The sequence below is a fragment of the Kitasatospora sp. NRRL B-11411 genome (genome assembly GCF_000721345.1).
Taxonomy (GTDB): Bacteria; Actinomycetota; Actinomycetes; order Streptomycetales; family Streptomycetaceae; genus Kitasatospora; species Kitasatospora cineracea.
In genome coordinates this window covers 1-19,780 of sequence record NZ_JOGH01000025.1, presented here as the reverse complement: position 1 = coordinate 19,780, position 19,780 = coordinate 1, and the positions used below count along the sequence as shown (strand labels likewise).

Annotated in this window: 17 protein-coding genes; 5 read left to right on the top strand and 12 right to left on the bottom strand. The window is 75.9% G+C overall.

Annotated elements, in window-relative coordinates; genetic code table 11:
* Window positions 1-41 precede the first annotated feature (41 nt).
* Both IH44_RS0114825 and IH44_RS0114820 read right to left on the bottom strand, forming a co-directional pair.
* Window positions 42-1,112 carry a ScyD/ScyE family protein gene (locus IH44_RS0114825; protein WP_157852318.1) on the bottom strand — a complete coding sequence of 357 codons (1,071 nt, stop codon included), beginning with the start codon at window positions 1,110-1,112 and terminating at the stop codon, window positions 42-44.
* Between the two features lie 141 nt (window positions 1,113-1,253).
* Entirely contained in the window at window positions 1,254-2,057 is an 804-nt protein-coding gene (locus IH44_RS0114820) for a hypothetical protein (RefSeq protein ID WP_030460001.1), read from the bottom strand.
* A gap of 278 nt (window positions 2,058-2,335) precedes the next feature.
* On the opposite strand from IH44_RS0114820, the gene IH44_RS0114815 reads away from it, so the two are divergent.
* On the top strand, window positions 2,336-3,211 hold the full coding sequence (locus IH44_RS0114815; RefSeq protein WP_030460000.1) for a sigma-70 family RNA polymerase sigma factor: 876 nt from the start codon (window positions 2,336-2,338) through the stop codon (window positions 3,209-3,211).
* Between the two features lie 50 nt (window positions 3,212-3,261).
* On the opposite strand, the gene IH44_RS0114810 is transcribed toward IH44_RS0114815, so the two are convergent.
* From IH44_RS0114810 to IH44_RS45425, 10 genes are all read right to left on the bottom strand, one after another.
* Complete coding sequence (locus IH44_RS0114810) at window positions 3,262-4,689, bottom strand: multicopper oxidase family protein (RefSeq protein WP_232794946.1); 1,428 nt, start codon at window positions 4,687-4,689, stop codon at window positions 3,262-3,264.
* Window positions 4,690-4,842: 153 nt separating this feature from the next.
* On the bottom strand, window positions 4,843-5,727 hold the full coding sequence (locus tag IH44_RS0114805) for a GNAT family N-acetyltransferase (RefSeq protein WP_081966899.1): 885 nt from the start codon (window positions 5,725-5,727) through the stop codon (window positions 4,843-4,845).
* Window positions 5,728-5,781: 54 nt separating this feature from the next.
* Window positions 5,782-6,771 (bottom strand): ornithine cyclodeaminase family protein, encoded by a 990-nt coding sequence (locus tag IH44_RS0114800; protein ID WP_035955141.1) that lies wholly within the window; start codon window positions 6,769-6,771, stop codon window positions 5,782-5,784.
* A 19-nt stretch (window positions 6,772-6,790) separates the two neighbouring features.
* Complete coding sequence (locus IH44_RS0114795) at window positions 6,791-7,495, bottom strand: 2OG-Fe(II) oxygenase (RefSeq protein WP_030459996.1); 705 nt, start codon at window positions 7,493-7,495, stop codon at window positions 6,791-6,793.
* Window positions 7,496-7,664: 169 nt separating this feature from the next.
* Window positions 7,665-9,119 (bottom strand): class I adenylate-forming enzyme family protein, encoded by a 1,455-nt coding sequence (locus IH44_RS0114790; RefSeq protein WP_051816915.1) that lies wholly within the window; start codon window positions 9,117-9,119, stop codon window positions 7,665-7,667.
* Entirely contained in the window at window positions 9,116-9,694 is a 579-nt protein-coding gene (locus IH44_RS42805; RefSeq protein WP_157852316.1) for a hypothetical protein, read from the bottom strand. The genes IH44_RS0114790 and IH44_RS42805 overlap by 4 nt, the downstream gene beginning before the upstream one ends.
* A complete protein-coding gene (locus IH44_RS42800) occupies window positions 9,691-11,112 on the bottom strand; it encodes a beta-ketoacyl synthase N-terminal-like domain-containing protein (RefSeq protein ID WP_198544991.1) in 1,422 nt (473 codons plus the stop codon). The genes IH44_RS42805 and IH44_RS42800 overlap by 4 nt, the downstream gene beginning before the upstream one ends.
* 62 nt (window positions 11,113-11,174) lie before the next feature.
* Window positions 11,175-12,428 carry a polyketide synthase gene (locus tag IH44_RS0114770; RefSeq protein WP_051816912.1) on the bottom strand — a complete coding sequence of 418 codons (1,254 nt, stop codon included), beginning with the start codon at window positions 12,426-12,428 and terminating at the stop codon, window positions 11,175-11,177.
* Window positions 12,429-12,488: 60 nt separating this feature from the next.
* Window positions 12,489-13,814, bottom strand: coding sequence for an MFS transporter (locus IH44_RS0114765; protein ID WP_030459992.1), 1,326 nt, complete (start codon window positions 13,812-13,814; stop codon window positions 12,489-12,491).
* Window positions 13,811-14,674: a hypothetical protein gene (locus IH44_RS45425; RefSeq protein WP_030459991.1), complete on the bottom strand. Its 864-nt coding sequence runs from the start codon at window positions 14,672-14,674 to the stop codon at window positions 13,811-13,813. The genes IH44_RS0114765 and IH44_RS45425 overlap by 4 nt, the downstream gene beginning before the upstream one ends.
* A 232-nt stretch (window positions 14,675-14,906) precedes the next feature.
* On the opposite strand from IH44_RS45425, the gene IH44_RS0114755 reads away from it, so the two are divergent.
* The 4 genes from IH44_RS0114755 to IH44_RS0114740 all read left to right on the top strand — a co-directional run.
* A complete protein-coding gene (locus IH44_RS0114755) occupies window positions 14,907-15,134 on the top strand; it encodes an MbtH family NRPS accessory protein (RefSeq protein ID WP_030459990.1) in 228 nt (75 codons plus the stop codon).
* Window positions 15,131-16,186, top strand: coding sequence for a ketopantoate reductase family protein (locus IH44_RS0114750; RefSeq protein ID WP_051816911.1), 1,056 nt, complete (start codon window positions 15,131-15,133; stop codon window positions 16,184-16,186). The genes IH44_RS0114755 and IH44_RS0114750 overlap by 4 nt, the downstream gene beginning before the upstream one ends.
* Window positions 16,179-16,463, top strand: a complete 285-nt coding sequence (locus IH44_RS0114745; protein WP_051816910.1) for an acyl carrier protein — start codon at window positions 16,179-16,181, stop codon at window positions 16,461-16,463. Before IH44_RS0114750 ends, IH44_RS0114745 begins: the two co-directional genes overlap by 8 nt.
* Window positions 16,464-16,570: 107 nt before the next feature.
* Window positions 16,571-19,780, top strand: a 3,210-nt coding sequence (locus IH44_RS0114740) for an amino acid adenylation domain-containing protein (RefSeq protein WP_030459987.1), incomplete at its 3' end; no start/stop codon positions are given.

Here is a 19,780-nt window from a genome sequence, read left to right as displayed (position 1 = left end):
CGCTCTCCGTTCGCGCGGTCACGGCCGCCGCCGCACCCCGGTCAGGAGCGCAGGCGCACCAGCTGGCCGTCGGTGGTGCTGCCGTTGTTGGAGATGTAGATCTGGCCCTGCGGGCCGACCGCCACGCCGGTGGGCATGTTCAGCAGGCCACCGCTGGGGATCTCGTTGACCGCGCCGGAGCACGGGTCGACCCGGAACAGCGCGCCGGGTAGCGGGCCGTTGGCGCCGAAGCCGGTGGTCAGCGACAGCGCGACCAGGTTGCCGCTGTTGTCGGTGGTCAGGTCGATCAGGTTGGTCAGCCCGCTGGCCAGGACCTGCGGCTGCTGGCCGGGGGCCAGCTTCCAGATCCGCGAGGCGCCCGGCTGCATGCCGCCCATGTCGGCGATGTAGTAGGTGCCGTTCTGGCCCGGGACGATCGCGGTAGGCACGGACTGGACCGGGCCGTTGGCGGCCTGGTTGTCCGGCAGCAGGGCCCGGGTGCTCAGGGTCGAACCGGAGACCTTCACCACGTCGTTGCCGGCCGCGTCGATCGCCAGCCAGTCGCTGCCGGAGGGCGCGAAGCCGTACGGGTTGCTCTCCGGGCCGCGGCCGTCCGGCGAGAACTGGGTCTCGTAGGCGGTCAGGTCGGCGACGACCGAGCCGTCCGAGGTCCGCTCGATGGTGCCGAGCTTGGCGCCGTCCGCACCGAGCGCCGCCCGGGTGTCGGTGGTGCCGTCGTAGCCGTTGATGACGGTGTAGCCGCCGTTGTAGTAGTCCGGGAAGACCTGGACCGGGCCCATGGCCTGGACCGGCGAGCCCGGCGTGGTGGAGATGGTGGCCGCCGACGGCAGGCCGGTCACCACGCGCCCTTGGCTGGTGCCCTGGACCCGGTAGATCGCGCCGGTCGGCGCGGCACAGGTCTGGCCCGCGGCGCAGCCCGGCAGGCCCTCGCCGGCCTCGGCGACCAGGATGGTGCCGTTCCACTGCACGGTGATCTTGCGCGGGTTCTTCAGGTGGTCCGCGATGACCTGGAGGCTCGGCGTGGCCGACGCCGGTATCGAGGTGCCGGCCACCCCGACCACGGCCACCGCGGCCAGCAGGGCCGCCCGCCAGAGCGTACGTGAGCCAGACATGTCCATCCCCTCGTCGTCGTTCCCCGGGGCAGCCCCGGTTTCCGGTACGACTGTCCAGGCCCCGCCTCCAGACCCGCTCGAGGAGCACCGGACGACCGGTCGCGGCCGCTGGACGCGGCGGCCCGGCCCGGGTAGCGGCGCTCAGCCGGGCGGGGCCAGCTCCATCCGCTCCAGCCGGGCGGGGTCGGTCACCACCTCGATCTCGACGATCATCTCGTTGACGATCCCGAAGGCCATCACCCGGCGCCGGCGGCCCTCCCCCGCCACCACGTCCGCGCCGCCCTCGGCCAGCACCGGCCGGGCGATCCGGGCCGTGCGGGCGAAGGAGGCCGCGGCCGGCACCACCGCGTCCGCGCCGCGCACCACCGCCGAGCCGTCGTCCGAGCGGGCCACCACGTCCGGGGCCAGCACCCCGTGCAGGGCGTCCGGGTCGCCCTCCCGGGCCGCGGCCAGGAACGCCTCGACCACCCGGCCCCGGGCCGCCGGGTCGAGGTCGCGCGGCGGGGCCCCGGCCCGGATCCGCCGGTGCGCCAGCTCGACCATCAGCCAGACGTCCTCCGGGCCGTGGCCCAGCAGCCGGGCGATCTCCTCGAACGGCACCGCGTACAGGTCGCGCAGCACCAGCGCCAGCCGCTGCGCGGGCTCCAGCGATTCCAGCACCACCAGCAGGGCCGGCCCGACCGCGCCGGCCGCCGCGCCCGCGCCGCGGCGCGCCCGGCCGCCGGCCCCGCGCCGCTCGCGCAGCGCGTCCACGCACACCCGCCCCACCAGCATCGACAGCCAGTCCGCGAGCTGCTGCTCGCCGCCCGGCCCGGCCAGCCGGCGCCGGGCCTCCCGCAGCGCGGCCTCGGCCCCCTCCGCGGAGCCCAGCATCCGGCGGGCCAGCGCCGCCAGCCGGTCGCGGTGGCCGTCGAACCGCGCCGCGAGGAACTCCTGTCCGTCCATCGGCCTCAATCCTTGGTCGGGTCTGCGGGGGGATGACGGACGGGAGGGCGCCGGTGTGACGGCCCGGTGCGGACGACGGGGCTGCCCAGTGCAGCATCCCCGCCTCGGGTACCGGTCGACCCTCCCCCGAGCCGCCGCGCCCCGCGTATCGTGACCGGTGCCCGGCGCCGGGGGAAGCGGGCCGGGCGACCGCCGCGAGCACCCCCGGCGGCCGGGCGGCCGGGGCGGACCGAGGTGTTCCGCCGCGCCACCGGCAGGCCCGCGACGAGAGAGCACGGATGGACGAGAAAGAGTTCCTGGCCGACCGCTTCGAGACGCACCGGGACCACCTCAGAGCGGTGGCCTACCGGATGCTCGGCTCGTCGGCCGAGGCGGACGACGCCGTCCAGGAGGCGTGGCTGCGGCTGGAGCGCTCCGACACCAGCGGGGTGGAGAACCTGGCGGGCTGGCTGACCACCGTGGTCGGCCGGGTCTGCCTGGACCTGCTGCGCTCGCGCACCTCCCGCCGCGAGGAGTCCTTCGAGCTGCGGCCCGGGGACGGGAACGCCGCCGTCGACGGCACCGCCGGGCCCGAGGACGAGGCCCTGCTCGCCGACTCGGTCGGCCTCGCGCTGCTGGTCGTGCTGGACACCCTGGCGCCCGCCGAGCGGCTGGCCTTCGTCCTGCACGACCTGTTCGCGGTGCCCTTCGACGACATCGCGCTGGTCCTGGAGCGCACCCCGGCCTCCGCCCGCCAGCTGGCCAGCCGGGCCCGCCGCCGGGTGCAGGGCCGCACGCCCCCCGAGGCCCCCGACCCGGTGCGGCGCCGCGAGGTGGTCGACGCCTTCCTGACCGCCGCCCGCGGCGGCGACTTCGACGCCCTGCTGGAGGTGCTCGACCCCGAGGTGGTGGTGCGCGCCGACCGCGCCGTCCCGCTGCTGGGGCCGGTCGAGGAGCTGCGCGGCCGGGAGAGCGTGCTGGGCGCGTTCCTGGGCCGCGCCCAGGGCGCGCGCACCGCGCTGGTCGGCGGTGCCGTCCACGCGGTCTGGGCGCCCGAGGGGATACTCCGCGGCGCGCTGCGCTTCACCATCGGCGGCGGCCGGATCACCGCCATCGAGGTGGTCTCCGACCCGGCGGTGCTGGCCGGCCTGGAGATCGTCCCGCTGGAGGACTGAACCGGCCCGGGCCGGGAGCCGCCGCACGCGGTTCCCGGCCCGGGGGCGGGTCAGACGACCTGCATGGTCGCCATCATGCCCATCGCCGCGTGGTCGATCAGGTGGCAGTGGTACAGGTACCGGCCGCGGTAGCCGGTGAAGGTGGCCTGCAGCTTCACCGTCTCGCCGGGGAACAGCGAGACGGTGTCCTTCAGGCCGCTCTCCGGGCCCGAGACCACCGGCTGCCCGTTGCGCTCCAGCACCCGGAACTGCACCAGGTGGATGTGCAGGTTGTGCGGGATGAAGCGGTTGGTGTTGGTGACGGTCCACACCTCGGTCGAGCCGTAGGGGATCACGGTGTCGACCCGGTCCGGGTCGTAGACCCGCCCGTTGATGTAGCCCTGCGGCTCGGTGCCCGGGGCGACCGGCCCCTCGTCCATGCTGAGCGCGATGTCGCGGAACGCGGTGGCCGGCGGCAGCGCGGGCAGCGTGCGCAGCACGTCCGGGACGGTGCTGGTGTCCGGGCCCTTGGCGGCGACCACCCGGAACTGGAGCAGCTGCGCGGTCAGCGCGTCCGGGCCGTCCTGCCCGTTGGACAGCACCAGCCGGGTGCCGACCGGGTAGCGGGAGAAGTCGACGACGACGTCCGCGCGCTCGCCGGGCGAGAGCGGCAGCGAGGTGGTCGGGAAGGGCGCGGCCAGCAGCCCGCCGTCCGAGCCGATCTGGGTGAACTCCGAGCCGTCGGAGAGCCCGATCTTGAAGAACCGCTGGTTGGAGGTGTTGAACAGGCGCAGGCGGTACTTGCGGGCCTCGACCTCGAAGTACGGCCAGGCGCTGCCGTTGGCCAGGATGACGTTGCGCTGCTGGAAGTCGCCCATCACGTAGACGAACTGGCCGTCGCTGTCGAAGCGGGCGTCGCGCAGCGCGATCGGGACGTCCTGGTCCCCGGACGGCAGGTTCAGGCCCCGCTCGATGTCGTCGGTGATCAGGTAGAGGGCGGTCAGGCCGCGGAAGACGTTCTCCGACTCCATGTGGTGGGCGTGGTCGTGGAACCACAGGTTCGCGTGCGGCTGCTGGTTCGGGTAGACGTACGCCCGGCTGCCGCCGCGCGCCGGGACCAGGTCCATCGGCGCGCCGTCGCTCTCCGGCGGCACGTGCCCGCCGTGCAGGTGGATCGCGGTGTCGACGTCCAGCGCGTTGGTCTGGACGACGACCACCGGCCGGCCCGAGACGGCCCGGACCACCGGGCCGGGGAAGCTGCCGTTGAAGGTGCGGACCCGGGTGCGCAGGCCCGGCACGATCTCCGCGGTGGTCTCCCGCATCGTCATCCGGTAGAAGGCCGCACCGCTCGACTCCAGGCTCGGCCGGAGCACCGGCGCCAGGGGCATCGCCCGGGTGAACCGGGGGATGCTCGCGGCGTCGAGGTCGGCGGCCTGGGCGACGTCGGTGAGGGCCGGGAGCAGCAGCCCGGCGGAGCCGAGCGTGGTGCCGGCTGCCACGCCGGCTCTGAGGACGGTACGACGCGAGATCACGGATTCCCCCGAATGCGCAGTGGTCGAATGCGTGTCCGACTGTGGTCAGTGCGCATCGACTTCCGCTCGGGTCCGCCCGGACCCGGTCCGCCGCCGGGCCCCGGCGGCGGACCGCCCCGCTCAGCCCGCGTCCTCCCGCTCCGCGACCAGGGCCGTTCCCACCGGACGGAACCCGGCCGAGGCGTAGATCCGCGCCACGTCCTCGTCCGACGCCGACAGGAACACCGTCCGGGCGCCGCGCGCGGCCGCGTCGGCCAGCAGCGCCTCGGTCACCGCCAGGCCCAGCCCGCGGCGCCGGTGCGCGGGCAGCGTCGCCACCCCGACGATCTCGCTCGCGCCGTCCACCGGGTTGTGCTGGCCGGCCGCGACCGGCCGCCCCTCGTGCAGGGCCGCCGCGAAGACCGTCGCACCCGAGCGCAGCCGGGCCCGGGCCCGGCCGACCGTGCCGTCCGCCTCCCGGGCCCCGGCCTCCGCGGCCAGCTCCCCGGTCCCGGCCTCGCCGACCGCCGTCCCGGGCGCGCCGAAGCCCAGGTACTGCGCCGCGACCGCCTCGGCCAGCTCCGGCGCGTCCGCGTCCAGCAGCCGCACCGGGTACCCGGAGCCGGACGGGGCGGGCACCGGACGGTCCGTCAGGGACAGCGCCAGCAGCGGGTGCTCGGAGACGGTCAGGCCCGCCTGCTCCAGCAGCCCGCGCAGCCCCGGGGCCAGCTCCCCGATCCACTCGAAGGCCTGCGGCACCCCCAGTTCGCGCTGCCGCTCCAGCACCGCGGCCACGTCCGCGGCGGCCGGCTGCCCGCCGGCCCCCGGCCGGGGCCGGGCGTAGTAGGGGGCGCCGCCGTCCTCCCGGACGAAGAGCGTGAACGGACCGAACTCCTCGGCGCGCCCGCCCAGTCGGGGCGCGGCGTCGCAGTAGCGGTCCACCCGTTCCACCAGCGCCCGCGCGCCGTCCGGCCCGCTCGGGGAGGCGGCGCCGTGGTCGAGGGTGTCCTGCTGACGTGCCGTCATCGGTGACTTTTCTCCTGTTGTCGATTCGTGTGTCCGTGCCGCCGGCCTCGTGGGTCAGTACGGCACGACGCTCCCGGCGCCCAGCCGTTCGGCCCGGGCCACCGCGTGCAGCGCCGCGACCAGGTCCCAGGCGGCCAGGCCGACCGACTCGAAGAGCGTGAGCCGCTCCGGCCCGCTCCGCCCGGCGGCCGCCCCGGTCAGCACCTCCCCGAGCGAGGCCCGCAGCAGGTCCGGCCCGACCGCGCCCTCGCGCAGCGCCAGCAGATAGTCTCCGGCCTCGGCGCGCACCGCGGCGACGGAATCGCAGAACACGTCGCAGGCCGCCATCGTCGCCCCGTCGAGCTCCCGGGTGGTCGCCACCGCCGAGCCGACCGCGTTGACGTGGCAGCCCGGCGCGAGCCACTCCCGGCGCAGCACCGGTTCGGCCGCGTCGGTCGCGGTCACCACCACGTCCGCGCCCGTCACCGCCTCGCGCACGCTCGAGCAGGGCTCGACCGGCCGCCCCAGCTCCGCCGCCAGTTCGGCGCACACCCGCCGGGTCTTCGCCGCGTCCCGGGCCGCGACCCGGATCCGCTCGAAGCCGCGCACCCCGGCCAGCGCCCGCACGTGGGCCCGGCCCTGGACGCCCGTGCCCACCACCGCCAGCACCCGGGCGTCCCGGCGCGCCAGCAGGTCGGTGGCCACCGCGGTCACCGCGGCGCTGCGCACCTCGGTCACCGCGGAGGCGTCCAGCAGGGCCCGGGCCCGCCCGGTGGAGCCGTCGAAGAGCAGCACCGCGCCCTGGTGACTGTCCAGGCCGCGGGCGGTGTTCCCGGGGAAGAGCGTGACCGCCTTCAGCCCGTAGGCCGGCTCGTCCCCCGCCAGGTAGGCGGGCATCAGGCCGAGCAGGCCGGCCGCGCCGGGCGGGTCCAGCACCGGGCGGCGGTCGGGCTGGTGGATCCGCCCGGCCGCCAGCGCGGTCAGCGCCTCCCGCATCGCCGCCGCGCACTGCTCGGGCGGCAGCAGCCGGTGGACGTCCCGGTGGGACAGCACCCGGATGGACACGCGCTCCTCCCCCGCCCGCTCAGCGCGCCGCGGCGGCGGCGAACAGCTGGTCGTCCAGCCCGGCCGGGCGCACCGACTCGGGGCAGGACTGCGAGTAGTAGTTCATCGTCACCACGGCCCGCAGGCCGTCCGGGTCGCGCATCGGCTGCACGTAGTGCGCGTGCGCGCGGGCGTCGAAGAAGTACAGCTGCCCGGCCCGCGGGTAGATCACCCCGGCGTCCCGGTCCACCTCCGCGACGTCGCGGGCGGTGCGGTCGCGGGCCACCACCAGGCCGCCGCCGGTCTCCTCGGTGCAGTCGGTCAGGTACAGCAGGCCCTGCGCGGGGTTGCTGTCCACGTGGCAGGGGTAGCGCTCGCCGTCGCCGCGCAGCACGTTCAGGCTCAGCGAGCGGTTCGCGGTGCTGGTGGGGTGCAGGGCCTCGCCGATGGTGCGCTCGGCCAGCGCCCGGAACCAGCCCAGGTACAGCCGCTCCAGCCACGGCGCGCGCTGCTGCAGCGTCTCGCCGTTGACGGTCTCCAGCCGGATCACCGTGCCGGTGCGCTCCCGGGCCGAGCTCATGGTCGGCCGGAAGTCGTGCCGCACCGACTCGGCGGCGGCCAGCGACAGCAGCTCCTCCCGCCAGCCGGCCGGCAGGACCGAGCCGACGTCGTAGGTGTGCCAGTGGAAGGGGGCCAGCGCGGGCGGCGTCCAGCCGTCGGCGAACCCGCCGGGAGTCGTGGTCACGGTGTCGTCCTGTGCCTTTCCTGAGGGGAGGAGGGGGCGGCGGGCCGGGCGGCCGGGCCGCCGGGGAACGGGGAGGGGAGGGCCGGGTGACGGTGGCCTGGGCCGCCGGGCCGCCCGTCCGGGCAGCAGGTCGGCGGCCGCCAGCCGCACCACGACTTCAAGGCGGCGCTCACTTGAGCAACATGTCGGCGGGAGCCGGCAGCACCTCTACCTCGGCGGGACGCTCGTGCGGGGACAGCAGCGTGTTCAGCCGCCGCCGCAGCCCGGCGGCGTCCGGCGGCGCGGCGCCGTCGACGAACAGGCTGATCCGGTAGGCGTCGCCGTCCGGGTCGATCCGGGTCGCCGCGTGCACCACGCCCTCCAGCGACTTCGCGGTGCGCCGCACCGAGGCCAGCGACACCTTCTCGCCGCGCAGCACCGCGAAGTCGGTGGTGCGGCCGCGCACGAACAGGTAGCCGTCCTCCAGCTCGGCCAGGTCGCCGGTGGCCAGCACCCCGGGGGCGACCAGCGCGCCGCGCCGGCACCCCGGGGCGGCCGCCCCGATCCGCTCCCGGTACACGGTCGGCGAGGACACCAGCAGCTCCCGCCCCCCGGAGGGGTCCGGGCGCAGCGACAGGCCGACCCCCGACAGCGGGCGGCCGAGCGACGCGTACCGGTGCGCCGGCTCCCGGTGCGCGGCCAGCGTCGCCACCCGGGGGCCCGCCTCGGTCAGCCCGTACGTCAGGTACAGCTCGCCGCCCGGCCGGCCCGCCAGCAGCGCGGCGGTCAGCGCCGGCTCCAGCGCCTGCCCGCCCACCGACAGCACCCGCAGGGTGTCCGGCGTCCCGACCCCGGCCGCCACCAGGTCCTTCACCAGGGTCGGGGTCAGCGAGGAGACGGTGACCCGGTGCGCGGCCAGCTGCTCCAGGTAGCCGGGGACGCTGAACGGCGGCCGGGACAGCGCCAGCGCCGCGCCGGTGCGCAGCGCCGCGAACACCTGCGCCACCAGCGCGAACGAGTAGTGCACCGGCAGGCTCACCAGCAGGGTGTCGTCCCCGGTGATGCCCAGCGCCTCGGCGTGCAGGTCCGCGTTGTGCAGCAGCGCGGACGCGTCGTGCAGGCAGCCGGTGGCCGCCCCGGACGTCCCGGAGGTCAGCAGGATCAGCTGCCCCGGCCCGTGCAGCCGCACGGCGGCGGCGGGCCGCACCGCCCACGTCCCGGCGACCTCCAGCGGCGTCCCGGTGATCCCGCCGAGCCGGGCCGGGCTGCCGACCACCAGGGCCGGCCGGAACCGGGCGGTCACCTCGTCCCAGCGGGCCGCCGCGGTGGACGGCGGCACCAGCGCCGGCACGTGCCCGGTCAGCAGCGCGGCGAACAGCCAGCGCAGCACCCGCACCCCGTTCGGCAGCGAGATCATCACCACCGAGCCGGTCGGCAGCGCCAGCGCGTCCAACTCCCGCATCACATCGGCCAGTTCGGGCCCGGCCGGGGCGCCGGTGACATCGCTGGTGCGCGCCAGCAACGCCTCCACCCGGGCCAGGTCGGGCAGCACCGCCCGGTCGGCCCCGCCCGCCGGGTGCCCGGGGAGGGGCAGCAGGCTCGGGGGCCAGGCGACCCGCGGTGGTTCGAGGGTGGAGACGTTCACGGTCGTTCCTCTCCGTGGACGGACCGGTCAGGGTCCTGGGTGGACTGCGGGGACGGCGGCGGGGCGGGCACCAGCCACAGGCACTCGGCGAGGTGGTGCCCCTCGGGCGCCCGCCGGCACAGCACCAGGGCCACCGCCGAGGCCCGCGGACGGCGGCCGCCCAGCCACTGGCGGGCGAGCTCGGCGGCGACCGGACGGCCCCGTTCGGGCGGCATGGTCAGCAGCAGGCTGGGCCCGCCGAGGCCGTAGGCACTGCAACTGGTGCCCACCACCGTGCCGGGGCTGGCCGCCACGAACTGCCGCGGCGAGAAGCCCCCGGAGGCGGTCTCGGCGACCAGACGGTGCAGCGTCTGCGCCGTCGCCTCCTCGCTCACCACGATCACCCCCACCCGGCTGCCGTCCGCCACGGCCGGCCCCGCCCCGCCGGCCAGCTCCTCCAGCGCGGCGCCGACCGCGTCCAGCACCGCCCAGCAGGCCGGGTCCATCGCCCCGGTCCGCACCGTCCGGGCCCGCACCGGACCGTCCGGCCCCGTCGCCCCGCGCGCGGCGACCACGCACCCGGCCGGCGCCGTCATCGCCCGCCCCCTTCAGCACGGCGCCCCGCTGGCGCGGGCTCCAGCAGCAGACAGGTGTTGAACCCGCCGAACCCCAAGGTCTGGCTCAACCCGCACCCACCTCCGATCCCCAGCGCCCGCCCGACCGGCAGCCGCAACGGGAACCCGTCCATCACCCGCTCCAGGTGCGGCACCGGCGGCACCCGCCGGTCCCGCAGCGCCAGCAGCACCGTGATCGCCTCCACCACCCCGGTCGCCCCCAGGCTGTGCCCGAGCGCCCCCTTCGTGGCGAAGGCCACCGGCCCCGCCCCGCTCACCGGCCCGGCCCCGTCGGCGCGGCTCGACGCAGCGTCGCCGGCCGGACCCGGCAAGTCGCCCGCGACGGAACGCGGACCGGCTGCGGTGGCAGAGCCCGTACCGGCTCCGCCGCCCGCTCCCGTTTCGACCCCGCCGGCCGTTCCTGCCGCAGTTCCCCGGGCGGAGCCCGAATCGGCCCCGCCACCCGGCTCCGGCGCAGTCCCGGAACCGGCCCCGGCCCCGGAACCGGCCCCCTCCGCCGAGTCCGGCGCGGCCTGCGCCGGGGGCCAGAGCAGGGCCAGGCCCGCCGATTCGGCGGCGTCGTTGAGGACGGTGCCGGTTCCGTGGGTGGAGACCACGGCCACGTCGGCGGGGTCCCGCCCGGCCAGGTCGAGGGCGGCCCGCACGGCGCGGGCCGCCGCGGTGCCGGAGGCGTCCGGCTCGGTGGGGCCCAGGGCGTTGTTCGAGGCGCCCCAGCCGGTGAGCAGCCCCAGGCAGGGCGCCTGCCGCGCCTCGGCCGAGGCGGCGGTCTCCAGCAGCAGGAACCCGCCGGCCTCGCCGAGCAGCATCCCGTCGCGGTCCCGGTCGAAGCTGCGCGGCTCGCCGCGGCTCATGGTGCGCAGCCGGCTGTGGCCGCGCCGCTTGTTCGGGGTGAGCAGGTCGACCGCACCGACCAGGCAGCGTTCGGCGACGCCCGCGGTGAGCAGGTCGGCGGCGACCGCGATCGCGTCGCTGCCGGAGCTGCACGCGGTGGAGAGCGCCACCGGTTCGCGCCGGCTGCCGAGCCGCCGGGCGGCCTCGGCCACCCAGTCGTAGAGCGAGGGGCCCGGCCGGTCGGCGTGCGGGCCGAGGCTGGTGCCGATGACCACCAGCACGTCCCCGGCGTCGTCCGGCCCGAGTCCGGCCCCGGCCAGCGTCCGGGCCCCGGTGGCGGTGGCCACGGCCAGGTGGCGGGCGACGGTGTCGCCGTCCGGGCGCTCGTCCCCGTCGGTGCCCGGCGGCAGGGCCGCCACCCGGTGGTTGCGCAGCGGCTCGGCCGAGGGCGCCTCGCCCTGCCCGGTGCGTCCGGCCAGCAGCTGCTCCCAGACCTCGTCCAGTCCGGTGCCCAGCGCGGTCGCCCAGGCGGCGGCACTGACGTGCAACGGCGCCCGCCCGACCCCGGCCCCGGCCACGGCTCCGACCCCGACCCCGAGCCCGGCCCCGCTCATGCCGCCGCCAGCGGAGGCTGTTCGAGCACCGCGAAGGCGTTGGTCCCGCCGATGCCCGCCGACATCACCCCGGCCAGCCGGGGGACGCCCGCGTCCTCCCAGGTCCGGCCCTGCGGCACGATCGAGTACCGCTCGCCGCCCTTGACCAGGGTCTCGATGGGCTCGCGGGTGTTCGGTGTCGCCGCCAGGTAGCCGTGTTCGAGCTGCAGCGCGGTCTTGATCAGGGCCGCGAGCCCGGCGGCCTGGTTGGTGTGGCCGATGGCGGCCTTGACCGAGCCGATCGCCAGCGGCACGCCCCGCGGTCCGAGGGCCTCGGTCAGCGCGGTGGCCTCGATCTCGTCGTTGAGCGGGATGCCCACGCCGTGCGCCTCGACGTAGCCGATCTCGGCGCCGTCGACGCCCGCCTCGGCCAGGGCCTGCCGGACCACCCGGATCTTCCCGGGCACGCCGGGAATGACGAACCCGGCCTTGTCGTGGCCGTCGTTGCCGACCGCCGTGGAGCGGATCACCGCGTGGATCGGGTCGCCGTCGCGCAGCGCGTCGTCCAGCCGGCGCAGCAGCACGGCGGCGGCGCCGTCGCCGGGGATGACCCCGGTGGAGCCGGTGTCGAAGGGCCGGCAGACGCCGTCCACGGCGTAGATGCCGCCGGGGCGGTAGGGGTACCAGCCCTCGGTCGGCATGATCGAGACCGCGCCGACCAGGGCGTGGTCGCAGCTGCCCAGCCGCAGGCTCTGGCAGGCCAGGTGGACGGCGGTCAGCCCGGTCGCGCAGGAGGCGTCGACCATGACGCTGGCCCCGTGCAGGCCGTGGAAGTACGAGAAGTGGTTGGCGGCGAAGCGGGTGTCGGTGTCGGCGACGCCGTTGAAGCTGGTCTCGGTGAGCGGCTGGTAGGGGGTGCAGGCCGCGAAGAGGGCGGTGCGCCCGCCGATCTCGGAGAGCCGGACGGCGGCGTCCTCGGCGGCGGCGACCAGCGTCTCGTACAGCACGCCGTGCTGCGGGTCGTCCTTCGGCGTGCCCCGGTAGCCGGCCCGTCCGGCGTCGAAGGTGTACCGGTCGGCCATCAGGCCCCAGGCCGCGACGGGCTGTTCGTCCGCGGCCAGGCCGGCCCCGGCGGGATCGGGGGCCGGGCCGCGGGTCGCGCAGTCGCGGCCCCGGCGCAGGTTGTCCCAGAACTCCTCCAGTCCGTCGCTGCCGGCGAACCGGCAGCCCATCCCGACGATCGCTACCGCGTCCGCGGTGTCCGTGCCCACCTTCAAGCTCCCTCGGTCCTCCGTCGGTGCCGTCCGCCGCCGAGCGGCGGACGGGTCGTCCTACGACGCGGCGGCGACGGCCCCGGCCGCCGGCTCCGACTGCTGCACCTGCCCGGCCTCGGCCCCGCCCCCGGCCGCGACGCCGTCCCCGGCCGCGTCCCTGCGCGGGGACAGCCGCAGCACCGGCAGGACGAAGGCCGCGCTCAGCACGACCATCACCACCACCAGCAGGACTCCCCCGTGCCAGGGCAGCAGCGCCCCGGCGAGGATCGGGCCGATCACGCCGCTGGCCGACACGGTCGTGGAGAACAGGGCGTTGGCGCGGCCCCGGTCCTCGTCGGTGGCGGCCTCGTTGAGCTGCGTGCTCAGCAGCGGCCCGGCCAGCGACTCGGCGACCGACAGCAGCACCACCGCGCCGCAGGCCACCAGCAGTGCCTGCACGCCGTGGCGCAGCGCGGAGAGGTACACCAGCGCCCAGCAGCCCGTGGCGCACACGCCGGCCGCGAGCAGCAGCGTCCGGGCGGGCACCCGCTCCAGCAGCGGCATGCCGACGAACTGCACCACCGCGCACATGACGATGTTCAGGGCGAAGACGGTGGACAGGCCGCCGGGCGAGATCGAGTGCGACTGCAGGTAGCCGGGCAGTCCGGCCCGGAACTGGCCGAAGGTCACCATGGCGTTCATGGCCAGCAGCACCAGGACCACCGCGATGCCGGGCCGGCGCAGCACCGACAGGTAGTTCGGCCGGGACGCCCCGGCGCCGTCCTTCTGCTGCCGGGTGCGGATGCCGCCGGGCAGCGCGCCCCAGGTCGCCGCCGCCATCACCAGGTAGGTGAGCGCGTCGATGCCGTACAGCAGCGCGTAGCGGGTGGCGGGCGTGGCGAAGTCGGCCGCGGCCAGCGCGCCGCCGACCACCACGCCGGCGCCCATGCCCAGGTTGAGCAGGCCGTAGTCCGCGGAGTAGACGGTGGTGCGTTGGTCCGGCTCGGTGCAAGCGGCGTAGGCGGCGCGCACCGCGGTGCCCACCCCGTTGATGCCGAAGCCCCACACGGTCGCCGCGACCAGGGCGATCCACGGCGAAGACGCGAAGCCGTAGACCAGGGTTCCGACGCCCGCCACGATGTTCGCGTACGGGACGGCCCGGCGGTACGGCAGCCGGTCCAGCAGGGCGCCCCACACCAGGCCGCCGACGATCGCCGCACCGGCCTGCACGGCCAGCGCCGCGGCGGGGACCCAGGCGTCGAAGTGCCGGATCCGGGTCAGGTAGATCCACAGGAACGGCAGCACCATGCCCGCCCCGAAGGCGCTCAGCCCGTTCGTGGCGAGCAGCAGCTTCGCGGTGCGCGGCAGCCGGCCGATCCGGCCCCAGTTCGCCAGCAGGCTCATGCCGCCTGCACCCCGATCCGGGCCCGGCCGCCCATCGGGCAGCCCGCCGACTCCGCGCCGCGGGCCTCGCCGGTGCTCCCGCCCGCGTCGGTGAAGGCGCGGTAGCGGGCGGTGCTGTCCAGCCAGAGCTTCGGGAAGAGCGGACGCACCGCCAGCCGCTCCAGGTCGGACAGCGGGCGGCCGCGCATGCTGGTGGGCCGGCCGCGGCCCTCCGCGTGCTCCTCCGCCAGCGGGCGCCCGCCGAGCAGCTGCCAGACCATCGCCAGGTGCACCTGGCGCCACTCCGTGGTGCGCGAGTCGAAGCGGTGCAGGGCCAGGCCGACGTCGGCCAGCAGCGCCTGCCCGGTCTCGCCGCGCCAGCCGGGCTCGGCCGCGGGGCCCAGGTCGGCGACCCGCATTCCGTGCGCGGAGAGCGCCGACTCGAAACTCTCCCACAGCGCGTGCGCGGCCTTGCGAATTCCGCGGACGCCGGGGGAGTCCAGTCCGGTGGAATTGTAAGGGAACAATTCCCGCATCTTCAGGAAACTGCTCTGCGGGAGGAAGTCGACCAGCAGTCGCAGGCAGCTCACCGGCACCGCGCCCAGCTCGGTCGCCCGGCGCAGCAGCCGTCCGGTCTCGACCAGGTCGCCGTCGTCCAGGGCCGCGACCGCGTCGCACAGGGTGTGGTGGATGCCGGCCCAGGCGTACTCGGTGATCAGGTGGACCACCTGGAACAGCCGGTGGTCCGGGTGGATCAGCAGATCCGTCGGGACCAGCGCGGACAGGGCTTCGGTGAGACGGATCTCGTTCTCGTAGCCGCTGCCGCGGTCGTAGTCGTAGCGGAGCCGGGGGTTGGGCTCCAGGGGGTTGAGGGTCTTCACGAGGGCCGCAGTCTCCCGGTCGAACGGTCGGATGGGATCACGCAGTGAAAAGCACAGCGGAAATGACTAAAGCAACGGTGGAAAATCACTCGAAATACACTTGAGGATGCATTTAAGAGTCGTACTCGAATATGCGCCGAGCGGGCCTGGACCGCCCTTGTCCGAAGGGTTCCCCGGCGGTAGAAAATTCATTCGGCACTGGCGGTCGATTTCCGTGCGAAGGAGGCACAGCATGGATCCCTCGGATGCGGAAGGCCGCACCCCGTACGCGGTCGTGGTCAACGACGAGGACCAGCACTCGGTGTGGCCCGCGGCCCTGCCGCTGCCCCCGGGCTGGCACGAGGCCGGCGTCCGCGGCGACGAGCAGCACTGCCTGCAGGCCATCACCCGGCTGTGGCCCGACATCACCCCGCGCTCGGCCCGCGTCCCGGTACCCGCCACCGCCGGGGAGCGGACGTGAGCGGCACCCCGGCCGCGGCACCCGCGCCGCACCAGCAGCCCGCCCCCCAGCAGCCCGCCGGGCTGCGCCACGCCGTGCTCGGCGCGGGCGGCGTGGGCCTCTCCCTGGCCGGGGACCTGGCCCGCGCCGGACAGCGGGTCGTCCTGGTGATGCGCCCGTCCTCGCTGGCCGACTACCGGGGCGCGGTGCGGGTCCGCTCCGCCGGACAGGGCGACTTCCAGGTCCCGGTCCCGGCGGTGGCCCGGCTGGACGAACCCGTCGACGTGCTGTGGATCGCGGTCAAGCAGCCCCGGCTCGCCGCCGCCCTGCAGTCGGTGTCCGCCGCCGCGCCCGCGCTGGTGGTGCCGCTGCTCAACGGCATCGACCACCTGCCGCTGCTGGAACGCGACTTCGGCGACCGGGTGGTGGCCGGGGCGATCCGGATCGAGGCCCGCCGCACCGCGGTCGGCGAAGTGGTCCGCGACTCGCTGTTCACCCAGCTCGAACTCGCCCGCCGCAACGGCTCCCGGGACGGCCTGGACCCCCTCGTCGCCGCCCTGCGGACGGCCGGCATCCGCGCGGTCCCCGGCCGCGACGCCCAGACGGTGCTGTGGCACAAGGCCGTCCTGCTCGCCCCGCTGGCCCTGGCGACCCTGGCCGTCTCCGGCCCGCTCGAACAGGTCCGGGCCGAGGCCGAGGCCGGCACCCTGATGCTGGCCTGCGCCCGGGAGCTGTGCGCGGTGGCCACCGCCCTCGGCGTACCGGACCTGGACCCGGACCACCTGATCCGCACCCTCGAATCCCTGCCCGGACGGACCACCCCCTCGCTCAGCCGCGACCCCGCCGAACTGGACGCCATCGGCGGCTCGGTCCTGCGCGCGGCCGAACGCGCGGGCGTACCGGCCCCGGCGACCCGGGCCCTGCTGCGGCCGCGGACCCCGGCCGCCCCGAACGACCCGGCAGCCCCGGCAGCCCCGGCAGCCCCGAACGACCCGAACGACCTGATCACCCCGAAGACCCCGAAGACCCGGACCCACGGGCAGACGACGAAGGCGGGCAGTGGCAATGCGTGAGTGGTCCCTGGACGAGATCGGCACCGCCATCCGCACGATGCTCGCCGAAGACCTCTACCTCCCGCTCGACCCGGCGGCGATCCGGCCGGACGCCGACCTGGTCGACGACCTCGGCCTGGGCTCGCTGGACCTCTCCGAACTGCGGGGCCTGTGCGAGAACCGGTTCGGCGTGCCGATCGCCGAGACGGACTTCAACCCCGTGCACTTCCACTCGGTGGACACCCTGAGCGCCCTGCTGGCCCACTCCCTCGGCCGCCGCCCCGCCCCGACCGCCTGACCGCACCCGCCCGGCCGACCCCACCCCGCGCACCGCAGCACCCGCGCACCGCCACCCGCACGGTCCGCGGCGCACCACCGAACCGACCGGAAGGAATGACGAGAGACGTGAACGAAGCCCGGTCCAAGGCCACACCGGAGCAGGTGGAGGTGTGGCTGGCCGTCCAACGTGAGCCCGAGTCCGGCCGCTTCAACATCCCGGTCGACCTCGAGTTCACCCCGGGCGTCGACCTCCCGGCCCTGCGCGGCGCCCTGCAGGACCTCGCGTCCCGGCACCCCCTGCTGCGCAGCGCGTTCGTCACCGAAGGCCCCGACCTCCTCCGCGTCGAACACCCCACCGCCCCGGTCCCCCTGATGGTGCGCCGCTCGACCACCCCCTACGACCCGGCCACCGCCGCCCGCGAAGCCGCGGCACTCTCCGCCCGCCCCTTCGACACCACCCGCGCCCCCCTGCTCCGGGCCGAGGTCCTCCACCACCCGGACGGCGCCCTGCTGGTGCTCGTCGTGCACCACCTGGTGTGCGACGGCTGGTCCCAACAGGTCCTCCTCGACGACCTGATCGCCGCCTACCGCACCCGCCTCCAGCCCACCCCGGGCGAACCCGCGACCCCGATGTTGTCCGCGGACAACATCCCGCCCGCACCCCCGATGTTGTCCGCGGACAACATCCCCTCCCCCACCCCGATGTTGTCCGCGGACAACATCCCGTCCACACCCCCGGTGTTGTCCGCGGACAACACCACCCCCGCAACCACCCCCGCGCCCGACGCCGCGGCCGCCTACTGGCAGGGCCTGCTCGGGGACGAGCTCCCCTCGCTGGCCCCGCTCCCCGACCTCAACCGCCCCTCCGCCACCCCCGGCGCCCCCGCCTGGGAGACCGCCGCGCTCGACGCCCGGACGATGGCCGGCATCCGCGACCTGGCCCGCGCCGAACTCGCCTCGCCCGCCACCGTCCTGCTCGCCTGCTGGCTGACCCTGCTGCACGCCTGGAGCGCCGCCGAGGCCGGTACCTCCGGCATGCTCTTCGCCGCCCGCCACGGCGACGAGCGCTCGGTCGACCTCCAGGCCCGGGTCCTGCCGGTGGTCTCCGAGGTCTCCGCCGGCACCGCCTTCCGCGACCTGGTCGTCGCCCTGCGCGACCAGGTCTGGGACTCCCTCGACCACTGCACCGTCCCCTCCGCGCAGCTGCGCACCCTGCGCCGCGAGGCCGGGCACCGCTCGCTGATCGACCCCTGCGTGTTCATGCACTTCCCCGAGCCCGAGGGCGAGTGGGAGGTCCCCGGCGCCCGGATCCGGCTGGTCGAGCACGACACCCCCGCCGCGAAGTACGACTTCTCCCTCGTGGTGCTGGAGCAGGCGAACGGCGCCCGGGTCCGGGTCGACTTCGACTCCGCGGTCTACCGCAGCGCCACCGCCCGGGTCTTCCTCGACCAGTTCACCGCCCTGGCCGCGGCCGCCGCCGCCGACCCGGCCGCCTCCTGCGGGGCCCTGGTCGCCGGCAGCGACACCTTCACCCCGTTCTCCGCGGTCGACGACACCCTCCCGCTGGAACGCACCCCGGTCCACGAACTGGTCCTGGCCCGCGCCGCCCGCACCCCCGACGCGATCGCGCTCCGCCACGGCCCGCAGACCGTCACCTACCGCGAACTCGCCCACCGCGCCCAGGCCCTGTCCACCTGGCTGCGCACCCGGGGCGTGCGCAACGGCGACCTGGTCGCCCTACTGCTCCCCCGCGGCACCACCTCGATCGTGCTGTGGCTGGCCACCCTGATCGCCGGCGCCGGCTACCTGCCGCTCGACCCGGTCTACCCGGACGCCCAGCTGCAGGCCGTCCTCGACGACGCCGCGCCCCGGATCACCATCGGCACCGACGGCCTGCTCGGCCGGGTCACCCTGCCGCCCGGGAGCGCCTTCACCGTCGAGGAGGCCCTCTGGGGCGCCCTGGACCGGTCCCCGACCGCCCCCGCCCCGGCCCCCGTCCGGGTCAGCCCCGACGGGGTGTTCAACGTCCTCTACACCTCCGGCTCCACCGGCCGCCCCAAGGGCGTCGTCCTCTCCCACGAGGGCTTCACCCGGCTGCTGTCCCGCCCCGACTTCCTCGACCTCGACGAGACCGACGTGGTCGCGCACCTGTGCCCGCTGAACTTCGACGGCGCCACCTACGAGGTCTGGGGCGCCCTCGCCGCCGGCGCCGAGGTCGTGGTCGTCGGCAAGGAACTGGTGCTCTCCCCCGAGGAGCTGCGCACCGTCTTCCTCGAACACGGCGTCACCACGATGCTGGCCAGCACCCCCCTGATGAACCGCCTCATCGAGGACGTGCCGGACGTCTTCCAGACGCTGCGCCGGATCTTCTGCGGCGGCGAGATGATCTCGGTCCCGCACATGTCCAAGGTGCTGCGCTGGGCCGCCCCCGGCACCGTCCTGCACGGGTACGGCCCGACCGAGAACTCCTTCACCTCCACCTGGTGGCCCGTCACCGAGGCCGACGACTGCGCCCGGACCGTACCCATCGGCGCCCCGGTGCCAGGCACCCGCGCCGTCGTCGTGATGGACCCGGTCGGCATGCGCGCCGCCCCCCGCGGCGTCCCCGGCGAACTCTGGCTCGGCGGCGTCGGCCTGGCCCGCGGCTACCTCGGCGACCCCGCCGCGACCGCCCGCCGCTACGTCCCCGACGGCTTCTCCGGCCTGCCCGGACAGCGGCTCTACCGCACCGGCGACCGGGTCCGCTGGACCCCCGACGGGCTGCTGGAGTTCATCGGCCGCGACGACAACCAGGTCAAGATCCGCTCCCAGCGCGTCGAACTGGGCGAGGTCACCTCCGCCCTCGCCGCCCACCCCCAGGTCCAGGCGGCCGTGGTCTCGGTGGTCCGCAACCGCCGGGGCGAGAAGGAACTGGCCGGCTTCGCGGTCCTGGAACCGGGCGGCCGCACCGAAGAGGTCCGCGCCCACCTGCGGACGGTGCTCCCCTCCTTCGCGGTCCCGCGCTACCTGATCGCGCTGGACGAGATGCCGCTCACCCCGAACGGCAAGGTCGACCGCAAGCGCCTGCCCGACCCGACCACCCCGCCCGTGTTGTCCGCGGACAACATCCCGCCCGCACCCCCGGTGTTGTCCGCGGACAACATCCCCTCCCCCACCCCGCAGTTGTCCGCGGACAAAATCGGGGGGGGGGAGGGGATGGTGTCCGCGGACGACAGCCGGGGTGCGGGCGGGAGGCCGTGCTGGGGGCGTCCGCGACGGCCGGGGCGACGGTGGGGGCGGCGGCGGTGGCGGGCGGGAAGTTGCCCGCGGGCAACATCGAGGGGGGGGGGGGGATGG